This window comes from Hyphomonas sp. BRH_c22, assembly GCF_000961795.1.
Lineage (GTDB): Bacteria > Pseudomonadota > Alphaproteobacteria > Caulobacterales > Hyphomonadaceae > Hyphomonas.
In genome coordinates this window covers 1-13,039 of the sequence record NZ_LADU01000093.1, presented here as the reverse complement: position 1 = coordinate 13,039, position 13,039 = coordinate 1, and the positions used below count along the sequence as shown (strand labels likewise).

Annotated in this window: 9 protein-coding genes and 1 pseudogene; 5 read left to right on the top strand and 5 right to left on the bottom strand. The window is 65.0% G+C overall.

Annotated features, from left to right (window positions below):
• Window positions 1–115: 115 nt before the first annotated feature.
• Both purN and purM read right to left on the bottom strand, forming a co-directional pair.
• Window positions 116–706: a phosphoribosylglycinamide formyltransferase gene (purN, locus tag VR74_RS13370; RefSeq protein ID WP_045697604.1), complete on the bottom strand. Its 591-nt coding sequence runs from the start codon at window positions 704–706 to the stop codon at window positions 116–118.
• Window positions 703–1,728: a phosphoribosylformylglycinamidine cyclo-ligase gene (gene purM / locus VR74_RS13365; RefSeq protein WP_045697602.1), complete on the bottom strand. Its 1,026-nt coding sequence runs from the start codon at window positions 1,726–1,728 to the stop codon at window positions 703–705. The genes purN and purM overlap by 4 nt, the downstream gene beginning before the upstream one ends.
• A gap of 107 nt (window positions 1,729–1,835) precedes the next feature.
• Between purM and VR74_RS13360 the strand changes: the two genes are divergently transcribed.
• The 4 genes from VR74_RS13360 to VR74_RS13345 are packed head-to-tail and all read left to right on the top strand — an operon-like array spanning window position 1,836 to window position 7,260.
• The gene (locus tag VR74_RS13360) at window positions 1,836–2,861 is read left to right on the top strand and encodes a hypothetical protein (RefSeq protein ID WP_045697600.1); all 1,026 of its coding nucleotides are present in this window, start codon (window positions 1,836–1,838) and stop codon (window positions 2,859–2,861) included.
• 23 nt (window positions 2,862–2,884) lie between these two features.
• Entirely contained in the window at window positions 2,885–3,580 is a 696-nt protein-coding gene (locus tag VR74_RS13355; RefSeq protein WP_299950515.1) for a hypothetical protein, read from the top strand.
• Between the two features lie 27 nt (window positions 3,581–3,607).
• Window positions 3,608–5,782, top strand: coding sequence for an RNA degradosome polyphosphate kinase (locus VR74_RS13350; RefSeq protein WP_045697598.1), 2,175 nt, complete (start codon window positions 3,608–3,610; stop codon window positions 5,780–5,782).
• Complete coding sequence (locus VR74_RS13345) at window positions 5,779–7,260, top strand: Ppx/GppA family phosphatase (RefSeq protein WP_045697596.1); 1,482 nt, start codon at window positions 5,779–5,781, stop codon at window positions 7,258–7,260. The genes VR74_RS13350 and VR74_RS13345 overlap by 4 nt, the downstream gene beginning before the upstream one ends.
• A gap of 167 nt (window positions 7,261–7,427) precedes the next feature.
• Here VR74_RS13345 and rnd read toward each other — a convergent pair whose 3' ends face one another.
• On the bottom strand, window positions 7,428–8,594 hold the full coding sequence (rnd, locus tag VR74_RS13340; protein ID WP_045697594.1) for a ribonuclease D: 1,167 nt from the start codon (window positions 8,592–8,594) through the stop codon (window positions 7,428–7,430).
• A gap of 97 nt (window positions 8,595–8,691) precedes the next feature.
• Between rnd and aspS the strand changes: the two genes are divergently transcribed.
• On the top strand, window positions 8,692–10,515 hold the full coding sequence (aspS, locus tag VR74_RS13335) for an aspartate--tRNA ligase (RefSeq protein ID WP_045697592.1): 1,824 nt from the start codon (window positions 8,692–8,694) through the stop codon (window positions 10,513–10,515).
• A gap of 144 nt (window positions 10,516–10,659) precedes the next feature.
• On the opposite strand, the gene VR74_RS21060 is transcribed toward aspS, so the two are convergent.
• On the bottom strand, window positions 10,660–11,406 hold the full coding sequence (locus tag VR74_RS21060) for a pentapeptide repeat-containing protein (protein WP_299950513.1): 747 nt from the start codon (window positions 11,404–11,406) through the stop codon (window positions 10,660–10,662).
• A gap of 138 nt (window positions 11,407–11,544) precedes the next feature.
• A pseudogene (locus VR74_RS13325) lies at window positions 11,545–13,039 on the bottom strand (TSCPD domain-containing protein); the annotation flags it as partial.

Below are 13,039 nucleotides of genomic sequence, written 5' to 3'. Positions count from 1 at the left end.
TTGGCCGCACCATGCGCGCCAATATTATCGGGACATAAAATCTCCGGCTCAATGTGGAAATCATACCGCATCTGCCGCCATCAACAAAGATATGAATCCGGATATTTCGAGTGGCTCAGCCCACGGAGGCCACGACCGCGCACGCCTTTGCCAGCGCGGCTGGGTAGAGCGCGTGCTCAACCGGCAGGAGGCGGGCGGCGAGGGTTTCGGCGGTGTCGCCGGGGAGGATGGGGAGGCTGGCCTGCTGGATGATTTCGCCGTCATCGACGCCGGGGCTGACCCAGTGGACGGTGGCGCCTGCCTCCGTGTCGCCTGCGTCGATGGCGCGCTGGTGGGTGTCGAGGCCCTTGTATTTGGGCAGGAGCGAGGGGTGGATATTGACCATGCGGCCCTGCCACTTGCCCACGAACCAGGGCGTTAGAACGCGCATGAATCCGGCCAGCGCGATGATCTCTGTGCCTGCGCCGATGAGGGCGGCGTCCATGGCGCGCTCGAAGGCTTCGCGGTCCTTGCCATAGGCCTTGTGGTCGATGGCGACGGCCTGCACGCCGGCGGCGAGGGCGGTTTCGAGGCCGAGGGCGTTCGGGCGATTGGAGAGGACGAGGACGGGGCGGGCCGGATAGTCCGGCGCGGCGGCGGCCCTGAGCAACGCCTCCATGTTCGAGCCGCGGCCGGAGATCAGGATCGCGAGGTTGAGGCGGCTCATTTCGCGGCGAGATGGCCGAGGATGACGGGGGTTTCACCGGCTTCGGAGAGCTGCGCCACGGCGGCGTCGGCGTCATCGGCCGCGACGGCGAAGATGAGGCCGATGCCCATATTGAACGTGCGGTGCATCTCGTCTTCGGTGACATTGCCGGCCTGTTGCAGCCACTGGAAGACCGGGAGCGGCGTCCAGGCCGTGCGGTCGATCACGGGGGTCAGGTGACCCGGCACCATGCGCGGCGTGTTCTCGGTGAGGCCGCCGCCGGTGATGTGGGCGAGGCCCTTGACGAGGCCGGAGCGGATCAGCGGCAGGGCGAGGTGGGCATAGAGGCGGGTCGGCGTGAGCAGGGCTTCGCCGAGCGTCTGGTTGCTGAAGGGCGAGGGGGAGCTGTAGTTCAGGCCTTCGCGCTCGACGATGCGGCGGATCAGGGAGTAGCCGTTGGAATGCGGGCCCGAGGAGGGGATGCCGAGGAGAACGTCGCCTTCGACCATGTCGTCCATGCGGGGCAGGACCTTGTCGCGGTCAACCGCCCCGACGACGAAGCCGGCAAGGTCGTAATGGCCGGGCGGGTACATGCCGGGCATTTCGGCCGTTTCGCCGCCGACCAGGGCGCAGCCGGACTGGCGGCAGCCTTCGGCAATGCCGGAAATGACGGCTTCGGCGATGCCGCCTTCGAGTTTCCCGGTAGCGAAATAGTCGAGGAAGAAAAGCGGCTCGGCGCCCTGGGCGAGCACGTCATTGGCGCACATGGCGACGAGGTCTATGCCGACCGTGCTGTGCATTCCGGCCTCGAAGGCGAGCATCAGCTTGGTGCCGACGCCGTCCGTGCCGGAGACGAGTATGGGGTCTTCGTAGCCAGCTTTCTTCAAATCAAACAAGGCGCCGAAGCCGCCGAGGCCACCCATCACGCCGGCGCGGGCTGTGGCTTTCGCCATCGGGCCGATGGCGCCGACGAGGCGTTCGCCTGCCTCAATATCGACACCAGCGTCACGGTAAGAAAGGGGCGTTTTGGGCGTTTCAGTCATGATGTCTCGCGCGTTAGCATGGGGAAATCGCCTTATCCAGTGCTGCTTGCGGTTCCAGCCACCGCATCAGCTTGCTACAAGGAAGGCTGACACGGAGGTCGTTGACCATGATTCGCTTGCTTCTCGCTTCGTTTATCCTTGCCTGCATGGGTACGCTGCCCGCTTCCGCCGATACGCGGGAGGTCTACACGGTGCGCAATATCGAAGTGGATGAACAGGCGGCGAGCGTCATTGAAGCGCGCGACAAAGCGATGTCGGTGGCGCGCCAGAAGGCGGCGCGGGCGCTGCTGACCAAGATCACGCTGTCGGATGACCGCGCGGCGGCCGGTGGCCTGCCGGTGGATTATGCGCTGGCCGAGCGCCTGTCAGCCGCCGTGGACGTGCAGGAAGAGACGGCGGGCGCCGGGCGTTACCGCGGCGTGCTGTCTGTCGTGCTGAACCCGCTAATGGTGCGCGCGCACCTCGATGGCCTTGGCGTGCCCTATGTCGACACGCAGGGGCCGACGAGCCTGATCGTGCCGCTGGCGCGGGATTACCAGGCGCAGGAAGCCTGGCGGACCGCGCTAGGCGTGCGCAATGCCAATGCGCTGGCGCCTTATGTGACGGCGACTGATCCGGGATACACAGCCTATTCCGACTGGTCGGCCTTCTCGACCGAAGCCGCAACCGTCGGCGCGCGCCGGGGCGTGCTGGCTGAACTGTCCGGCGGCGATGGCGGCTACCGGGTGACCCTGTCGACGGTCACGGTCGCCGGAACGGAATTGCTTGGCACGACCGGCGCGTCCGCCTCCCTGGCAGGCGCAGCAGAGGCTGTCGCGGCGTTCATGGACGAGGACTGGAAGCGCCGCTCGATCATTCGCGAGGGATCGCGCACGGCAACAAGCGCCAGCGTGCGGTACACATCGCTAGCCGAGTGGAACACGCTGCGCACGGCGCTGGCGCGGTCTCCGCTCGTTTCCGATTTCAAGATCACGGCGATTGCCCGCGATGGCGCGCTGGTCAATTTTTCCTATGCGGGCGATGAGCCCCGGCTGCAGAATGACCTGCTCCAGCGCGGCGTGTCGCTGGGCGCGGCGCCGAATGTCGAGGGGCTGGTGATACGCTCGGCTGTATCGGCTGCGGCGAGGCAGTAGCGCGCGATATTGTCAGGCCCGGCATGCCAGATCAGCTGAGTTTCGGATTTCCGGCCCCGGGGCTCGGCTTTGATGACCTTGTCATTTCGCCGGTCAACGAGAGCGCACTGGGGATCGTGCAGCGTCCCGAAAACTGGCCGACGCCGGTGCTATGCCTTGTCGGGCCGCCGAAAGCAGGCCTGACCGTGATTGCCCATGCCTGGGCCCGCAAGTTTGGCGGCGATGTGTTCGAGGCCAGGGCCTTTGCCGCGGCGAGGGCGCGCGATGTGGATGTGCGCGCGGCGACCTATACCGCGATCGATGGAGCCGACCGGGTGCCCGCCGGGGACCGCCTGTTGTCGCTGATCAACCTGGTGTCGGCCGGTGCGGGGCGCCTGCTGCTGACGGCGAACCGGCCGCCACCCCACTGGCAGGCCCGGTCGCCGGACCTCAAGTCGCGCCTGAATTCCATGCCGGTGGCGGAAATCTATGCGCCGGACGAGGCGATGATGCTGGGCCGCCTGAAGGCTGCGGCGGTGCGGCATTTCCTCAAACTGGAGCCGGATGTCCTCAAATATCTGGTTCCGCGGCTTGATCTCTCCTATGAGGCCATTGAGACCTTTGCTGAACGGTTGAGCGATGGCGTGACCGACATGGGCCGGGCGCCGAGCGTGCCGCTGGTCAAGGACGTGCTTGATGCGATGGAAGCAGACGCCGAGGGCCGGGCCAATCCGGACTGATGTACTCATAAAGCTGACGGGGCTGATATGGCAGACGGAACAGGACGAATTAACAAGGCGCTGATGGCGTCGCCGGACCGTTTCCTGAACCGGGAATTGTCGTGGCTGGAGTTCAACCAGCGTGTCCTGGAGGAATCGGCCAATCCGGCCCATCCGCTGCTGGAACGCCTGCGCTTCCTGTCGATTTCGGCCAGCAACCTCGATGAATTCGAGATGGTGCGCTATGCGGGCCTGCGCGAGCAGGTGCGGGCGGGCATCGCGCGGCCGAGCCAGGACGGACTGAAGCCGTCCGAACAGGTCGAGATGATCGAGAAGGCGTCGCTGAGGCTGATTGCCGGCCAGCAGGAACAATGGCGCACCCTGAAGGAGGAACTGGCGGCGGAGAATATCCTCGTCCTGTCCGCCGATGCGCTGACCAAGAAGGACCGCGCCGAGCTGGAGGCGTTCTATCAGAGCAACATCTTTCCTGTCCTGACCCCGCTGGCTGTGGACCCGGCCCACCCGTTCCCGTTCATTCCGAACCTCGGCTTTTCGATTGCCATCGACCTCGTGTCGAATTCTGGAGGTGAGGGGCATGTCGGGATCGTGCCGCTGCCGGCCTTTGTGCGGCGCTTCATCCGCCTGCCGAAATCGGCCAAGGGGCATTTGCGTTTCATCGCACTGGAAGATGTGATCGGCCTGTTCCTGGAGGACCTGTTCCCGGGCTTCAAGGAAAAGGACCGGTGCCTGTTCCGTGTGGTGCGTGACAGCGATATCGAGATCGAGGAAGAGGCCGAGGACCTGATCCGCGAATTCGAGGTGATGCTGAAGCAGCGCCGCCGCGGCCGGATCGTGCGCCTCAGGATGCAGTCGAGCGCGCCGCTGAAATTGCGGGAATTCATCACGCGCGAGATTGGCGCGGAGCAGGCCGATACGGTTCTCTATGATGGCATCCTCGGCATGGCGCAATTATCCGAGCTGATCGTCGATGAACGGCTGGACCTGCAGTTCCCGCCCTATGAACCGCGCTACCCCGAACGCATCCGCGAGATGGGCGGCGATTGTTTCGCGGCGATCCGGGCCAAGGATATACTGGTTCATCACCCGTTCGAGAGTTTTGACGTCGTCGTGCAATTCATCCGGCAGGCGGCGGCCGACCCTGCCGTGGTGGCGATCAAGCAGACGCTGTACCGGACAACGTCGAACTCGCCGGTCGTGGCGGCGCTGATCGAGGCGGCGGAGTCCGGCAAGAACGTGACGGCCCTGGTCGAGATCAAGGCCCGGTTCGACGAGGAGGCCAATCTGCGGCTGGCGCGCGACCTGGAGCGGGCGGGCGTGCAGGTCGTTTATGGCTATATCGAGTACAAGACGCACGCCAAGGTATCGCTGGTCGTGCGCCGCGAGGGAGTGGACCTTCGTTCGTACACGCACTTCGGAACCGGGAATTACCATCCGATCAATGCGCGCATCTATACGGACCTGTCGCTGTTCACGGCCGACGCCGCGCTGGGGCGTGACGCCAACCGGCTGTTCAATTTCGTCACGGCCTATCGCGAGCCACCGGATGTCGGGCCGTCACTGGAAAAGATTTCCATGTCGCCCCTGAACCTGAAGAAGCACCTTCTCGAGATGATCGAGGCGGAGGCCGCAGCCGCCCAGAAGGGCAAGCCGAGCGGCATCTGGGCGAAGATGAATTCGCTGGTGGATGGTGAAGTGATCGACGCGCTGTACCGGGCCAGCCAGGCCGGCGTGCCCATCACGCTGGTCGTGCGCGGCATATGCTGCCTGCGGCCAGGCGTGCCGGGCCTGTCGGAGAACATCACGGTCAAGAGCATTGTCGGGCGGTTCCTCGAGCATTCGCGGATCGTCTGCTTTGCCAATGGCGAGGCGCTACCGTCGGCCGATGCGAAAGTGTTCATGTCGTCCGCCGACTGGATGCCGCGCAACCTGACGCGCCGGGTGGAGGCGCTGGTGCCGATCGAGAATCCCACGGTGCACCGGCAGGTCCTGAACCAGATCATGGTGGCGAACCTGAATGACGAGCTGCAAAGCTGGGTGATGCTGGAGGATGGATCCTATCGCCGCGTGAAGCCGGAAAATCCGGAAACGGCCTTCGAGGCGCACCAGTATTTCATGGACAATCCCAGCCTGTCCGGACGGGGCAGCGCACTGGAGGTTACCCTGCCGCCGAGATTGTCGCACCGCACTGACAAGCGCCCATGATGTTCCCGAAATCAGAACGCGCTGGCATTATCGATATCGGGTCCAACTCCGTCCGCCTGGTGATCTATGATGTGCTGGGGGCGTCGATCCTGCAGACGTTCAACGAAAAGGTCATGGCGGGCCTTGGCGAGGGGCTGATCGCGCGCGGGACATTGTCGCCCACCGGGCGCGAGTCTGCGCTGAACGCGCTGAGCCGGTATCGCGCGATCCTGCGGGCGCTCAACCTGCGCAACTATACGGCCGTTGCGACGGCGGCGGTGCGCGAGGCGAGCGACGGCCCGGACTTTGTGAAGAAGGCCGGGCGGGTCCTGGGGCGGGCGGTGACGGTGCTGTCGGGGCCTGACGAGGCGCGCCTGTCATCCCTGGGGGTCGAAGCCAGCTTCCACCAGCCCCGGGGCGTGATGGGCGACCTTGGCGGGTCGAGCCTCGAATTCCAGCGCATCGGGTCGGGCAAGGCAAAGGGCGAGAGCCTGCTTCTGGGGCCACTGTCGCTGGCCGAACTGGCGGGCGACCTGCGCGAGCTGCGCAAGAAGGTGCGGGCCGAGCTGAAGACATCCAAAGTCCTGCCGGGATCGACGGGGCGCTTCTATGCCGTGGGCGGCGCGTGGCGCTCGTTTGCGCGCCTGAACATGGAGGTGGAGAACTATCCGCTGCATGTGCTGCAGGGATACCAGATGACCGAGGGACAGGTTGCACGGGCCGCGAAGCTCTGCCTCGACAGCGTGACCAATCCTGCTGCACGGAACATGATCGAGAAGATCGACCGGCGCCGGGCAAAGCACTTGCCGATTGCGGCGATCATCCTGGAAGAACTGCTGCAGATCAGCCCGCTGGAAGGCGTGACGATATCGTCGGCGGGCGTGCGGGAAGGCGTGCTGCGCGACCTGACGGGTGCGGCGGTAACCGATCCGCTGCTGGACGGCGTGATTGCGTTCGGGCGGCTGGACCATAACCAGATCGCGTTCGGGCAGGCCCTGCATGAATTCGTCAGCCCGGCCTTTGCGCCGGAGCCGGACCTGCTGGGGTCGCCCGCCGCCGATGCGCGTATCGAGAAGGCGGCCTGCATGATGGCCGACAGTGCCGGGCGGTTCCATCCGGACCACCGGGCGCTGCTGGCCTATGAACAGGCGCTGCGGGCACCCTATGCGGGCGTCAGCCATGCCGAGCGGGCCATCATCGCCTATGCTGTCGGCTGCCGGTACGAGAAGGATTTCAAGCGGCCGGGCGACTATCTTGGCCTGACCACGGACGAGCAGGCCGACCGCGCGAAGCAACTGGGCAGCGCGATGCGGCTGGGCGCGGTGTTTTCCGGCCGGTCAGGACCGATCCTGCAGCGGGCGAGCCTGGCGCGCAATGGCGAGAACCTGGAGCTGCATGTGCTGAAGGTGGACGCGCCGATGGTGTCGGACACGGTGGTGCGGCGCCTGACGCAGACGGCAAACCAGCTGCACCTGAAACCGAAGGTCGTGGCGGGGTAGGGACGGAGCCGTGTGACCGGGCGTTGGGAGGGGCTCATCCTGAGCGAAGTCGAAGGATGGGGCCCGTGGAGAGCGGGATTCGCCCGCGCTCGTCCTTCGATCCCTGCCTGCGCAGGGACAGGCTTCGCTCAGGATGAGTGCTTTTTGAGGTCCGTTACTGGAACTTTTCAGACGTCAAACAGGCGGATTTCGCCGCCTTCGAAGGAGACGGCGAGCTGGCCGCTGAGGAGGGCCTGGGCCTTCTTGCCGAACATGTCATAGCGCCAGCCGGTCATGGCCGCGATGTCGTCGCTGGTCTCGCCGCGGGCGATGCGGTCGATGTCGGCGGCATTGGCGATCAGGCGCGGCACGACATTGTGCTCGTCGCTGACATGCTTGAGCAGGACCTTGAGCAGTTCCGGCGCGCCAGCGGGAATCTGGGCGTTCTGGACACGCGGTTCCAGTTCCGGGGCGAACTTGTCCGGATTGTCGATGGCTTCCAGCACCGCTTCCATCAGGCTCTGGCCATGCTTGGAGCGGATGAAGCCGCCGGGGACGGCGCGCAGCTGGCCGTAGTCGCCTTCGGTGCGGGGCTTCTGGGCGGCGATTTCCTGGATCGCGTCATCCTTGAGGATGCGGCGGCGCGGCTTGTCGAGGTCCTGGGCGAGGCGTTCGCGCCACGCGGCGACGGCGACGACCACGGCGGCATAGTCCTTCTTGGGCTTGCGCAGTTTCAGGCGCTGCCAGGCGTTCATCGGGTCGGTGTCGTATTTCACCGGATCCTCGAGATCGGCCATTTCCTCGCGGACCCAGCCCATGCGGCCGGTCTTTTCCAGTTCCTCGCGCATGATCAGGTAGATGTCACGCAGGTGGGTGACGTCGCCGAGGGCGTAGATCAGCTGTTTCTGGCTGAGCGGGCGGCGCATCCAGTCGGTAAACTGGCTGGATTTGTCGATCTGGCGGCGCACGACGCGCTGGACGAGATTGTCGTAGGAGATCGAATCGCCAAAGCCGAGCGCCATGGCGGCGATCTGCGTGTCGAACACGGGGCCGGGCGGGTGGCCGATGAGGCGGTTGAAGATTTCGATGTCCTGCCGGGCCGCGTGGAACACCTTGACCCGGTTGTCCGCCGCGATCAGGTCGAGGAAGGGACCGATGTCCAGATCCTCGGCCAGAGGGTCGATCAGGCCTTCAACACCGGGCGCAGAGGCCTGCACAAGGCAGAGTTCCGGCCAGTAGGTCGTTTCCCGATGGAATTCGGTATCGACGCAGATGAAGTCCGATTCGGCGAGTTTGCCGCACAGGTCTTCGAGCGCCGACTGCTCAGTAATGGGAGTCAAGGTGTTGTCAGTCATCGTGGGGTTGCGTATCGCAGGCCCTTGACAAGTGGAAGGGCTTAAATGCCCTTGCGCCCCTGATTTCTAATGACCGACTTTCCGGAGAAACGATCCGATGCACGCCTATCGCACCCATACTTGCGGCGAACTTCGCACGTCCCACGTGGGCGAATCTGTAAAGCTGTCGGGCTGGCTGCACCGCCGCCGGGACCATGGCGGGGTCATGTTCATTGACCTGCGCGACCATTACGGCCTGACGCAGGTGGTTTTCAATCCGGGTGCGCCCGGCTTTGAAACCGTGGAGCGCCTGCGCACCGAGAGCGTCGTGTCCATCGAGGGCAAGGTCGTGGCGCGTGATGCGGGCCTGGTCAACGCGAACCTCGGAACGGGCGAGATCGAGGTGGTTGCCGGCGGGGTTGAGGTGCTGTCGGAGGCCGCCGAGCTGCCGCTGCCGGTGTTTGGCGAGCCGGACTATCCGGAAGACATCCGCCTGAAGCACCGCTACCTGGACCTGCGCCGGGAGACGCTGCACAAGAACATGATCCTGCGCTCGAACGTGATCACCAGCCTGCGCCGCCGCATGGTGGCCGGGGGCTTTACCGAATACCAGACGCCGATCCTGACGGCCTCGAGCCCCGAAGGCGCGCGCGACTTCCTGGTGCCGAGCCGCATTCATCCGGGCGAGTTCTATGCGCTGCCGCAGGCGCCGCAGCAGTTCAAGCAGCTGCTGATGGTGTCGGGCTTTGACCGCTATTTCCAGATTGCGCCCTGTTTCCGCGACGAGGATGCACGGGCCGACCGGAGCCCGGGCGAGTTCTACCAGCTCGATGTGGAAATGAGCTTTGTCACGCAGGAAGAGGTGTTCGCGGCCATCGAACCGGTGCTGCGCGGCGTGTTCGAGGAATTTGCCGACTGGGACGGCAAGGGCCGCACCGTGCCGCCGGAGCCTTTCGTGCACATCCCGTTCGCCGAAGCCATGCTGAAATACGGCTCTGACAAGCCGGACCTGCGCAACCCGATCATCATCAGCGACGTGTCCGACATTGCGACGCGCGAGGACGTGACGCTGGGCGTGTTCAAGAAGATCGTGGATGGCGGCGGCATTGTGCGGGCGATCCCGGCGCCCAACACAGCCGAGCAGCCGCGCAGCTTCTTCGACAAGATGGACGCCTGGGCGAAGAAGGAGATGCAGGCCCCCGGGTTGGGCTATATCCGTTTCGTGGAAGAGGACGGAAAGCTGGCGGGCACGGGCCCGATTGCCAAGTTCTTCGCGCCGGAGGCCCTGCAGGCCCTGGCCGATACGGCAGGCGTGAAGGCCGGCGACGCGCTGTTCTTCTCAGCGGCCGACAAGACGGCGGCCGTGAAGCTGGCCGGCGCGGCGCGCACGCGGGTGGGCGAGGAGCTGGGCCTGATCGAGCCGGGCATCTTCCGCTTCTGCTGGATTGTCGACTTCCCGATGTATGAATGGGACGAGGACAACAAGAAGGTGGACTTCAGCCACAACCCGTTCTCGATGCCGCAGGGCGGGATGGAGAAGCTGCTGGCGGCCGACACGATCGAGAAGCAGCTGGAGATCAAGGCCTACCAGTATGACATCGTGTGCAACGGGATCGAGCTGTCTTCCGGCGCGATCCGGAACCACCGCCCGGAACTGATGCTGAAGGCGTTCGAACTGGCCGGATATGGCCCGGACGTGGTGGAAGAGAAGTTCGGCGGCATGCTGAACGCATTCCGCTATGGCGCGCCGCCGCATGGCGGGATTGCGCCGGGCGTGGACCGGATCGTGATGCTGCTGGCCGAGGTCGAGAACCTGCGCGACGTGATCCTGTTCCCGATGAACCAGCAGGCGCGCGACCTTCTGATGGGTGCGCCGAGCCCGGTCGATGACCGTCAGCTGAAGGAATTGAACATCCGGCTGGCGCCTCAGGCGAAGACCTGAGGTTTGCCGCTGCTGTGTGAGCAGGGAAGATGCGGATGGATTGAGGCGTGGGGCCTGACCCCCACCCGAAGCAATGCTTGCAATGTGCGGTAAGCCCACGCCCGTCCTTCGATTTCGCTCAGGATGAGCGCTCAAAAAAGGGGATCAGCGTTTCGGGGTGTTGGCGGCGATCAGCGTGTCGCCGCAGAGCGGGAGCAGCAGGCCGGGCGGCATCAATGTGTCGATCGAGCTGCAGGCGCCGGTGAAATTTGCCAGGTCATGATGGTGCATGCCGGACAGGTCAGCACGGATGAAGCGGACATCGCGGAACGAGGCGCCGGCGACGTCAGAGCCGGTCATGTTGACGCCGGTCATGTTGGCGCCGTTCAGGATGGCGGCCTTCATCACGGCCTTGTCGAATTTAACGTCCGTCAGGTTTGCGCCTGACAGGTCCGCCTCGTCGAGTTGCGTTTCGCCAAGGTCGGCATTCGAGAAATTGGCGCCGACCATCAGGGCGCCCTGCAGGTTTGCACCGCGCATGAGGGCTTCGCGAAAGTCTGCGCCGGACGCCTGGATGCCCATGAGCCGGGCATTGGAGAGGATCGCGTCTGAGAACCGGGCCGAGGTCAGCATGGCGCTGCGCAGGTCGACACCGGCGGCGTTGGCGCGCTCGAAATTGGTGCTGGCGGCCTGGATGCCGCGCATGAAGGCGAATTCGAGATTGGCGTCGGCATAGTCCGCGCCGCTGAGGGTCCACCCGGACATGTTGCGGCCGGCGAGATTGCATCCCCCGCAGGAGCCGACATAGCCGGGTTGCCACGCAACGGGCTTGCTCTGCGCAAAGGCCGACATGGACGCGCCAATCAGCGCGATCACGGCAAGCAAGTTCAGGCGAAGAGGCAAACCAGTCATGTCTCCCAAATATCGCGTTGTCCTATGCCACTATACTGAACAAACTGTAACAACTGCATAAGAGCCACAAGTGTTGCCAAACTGCCGCGCGGGGTTTCCCTAGGGGAATGGGTGTGAAGGCCCGCCTGTCCAGAGCGATTACTTGGAGACACGTCCCTCTTCACCACACGTGTCGCACGCCGTGTCGCCATCGTCGCTGATCGCGAAGACCGTGAAACTGCCGCAGGATTCGCAGCCCTGTTCGAGATAGGCGGGCGATTCGAGTTCCTCGGTTTCGGCGCCGAGTTCGGCTTCGGCCTGTTTTTCGGCGCGGCGCTTGTCGAGGATGACGATATTGTCCGGCAGGTGGCCGCGCGAGAAGCCGCGCGAAATGATCTGGGCGGCTTCCTCGGTGAACGCGGCAGGCTCGCGGGTGGCATCGCCTGCGCCCCGGCCGAGACCGTCATGCGTGACATCGACTTCGGCGAGGTCGTCGCGGCCGAGATAGGAGACGGCAAGCTCGCGGAAGATATAGTCGAGAATCGAGGTGGCGCGGGTGATCCGGTCATTGCCGGTGACCTGGCCGGCCGGTTCGAACCGGGTGAAGACGAAGGCATCGACATATTCCTCCAGCGGCACGCCGTATTGCAGGCCGATGGAGGTGGCGATGGCGAAATTGTTCATCAGGCTGCGGAAGGCGGCGCCTTCCTTGTGCATGTCGAGGAAGATCTCGCCGAGATTGCCATCGTCGAATTCGCCGGTGTGCAGGTAGACCTTGTGGCCGCCAACGGTGGCCTTCTGGATATATCCCTTGCGCCGGTCTGGCAGGCGCGTGCGCGCGGCGGACCGGGGCTCGACGAATTCCGGCGAGGCTGCGGGCGTGCCGGCTTCCTCGGCGAATTCTTCAGCGAGCAGGAGAATGTGTTCCATCCGGTCGCGGACATCGTCTGACGGCGGCGCACGGTGGCCGACCAAGTGGGCGGAGAGGCCGTCGGCGATGGCGGCTTCGGCCATGTCGAGCCCGGCGCGCGCGCCGACCGAAACGATCACGCCCCCGCCGAGCGCCTTGCTGCAGGCAGACGCGAAACGGATTTCATCGTCCGGGCTGACATCCACGATGAAGCCGCATTCGGCCAGCGCGCGGGCGGCGAAGGCTTCGGCGGCGCCGTCTATGGCGGCTTCAGCCCGGGCAATGTCGGCGCGCGAGAAGCCCATGGCCGAGAGGACGCCGCGTCCGTCGGCATCGAAATTCTCGGGCGTCAGTTTCAGGTCGTGCGAGATGATCTCGTCGCCGAGTACCCAGCGCGAGAAGGCGGCGTTGAGGGGCAGACCTTCGCCGAGGGCGCGGCTGACCCGGTCGAGTGCCGCTTCGGTGAATCCGCGATCGCGCAGGCGTGCCCTGCCGAGCGAGCTTTCGAGATCCTGCGCGCCGGAATTGGCGATGCTGTCGAGGATGAGGGGCAGGGATTCGGGCGAGCGGGATGCGAGCCCGATGCGCGCGGCGCGCGACAGGCTCGGCGCATCGTCGCCATAGGTGAGCACGGCGCGAACAGGCGCTGCGCCGTCGCTTTCGCAATCGGGCAGTGCCAGCATGGGGTCGGATACTGGCAGGATCAGGACGCGGCAGGCGCGTTTGCCGCCCGCCTTGCGGGGT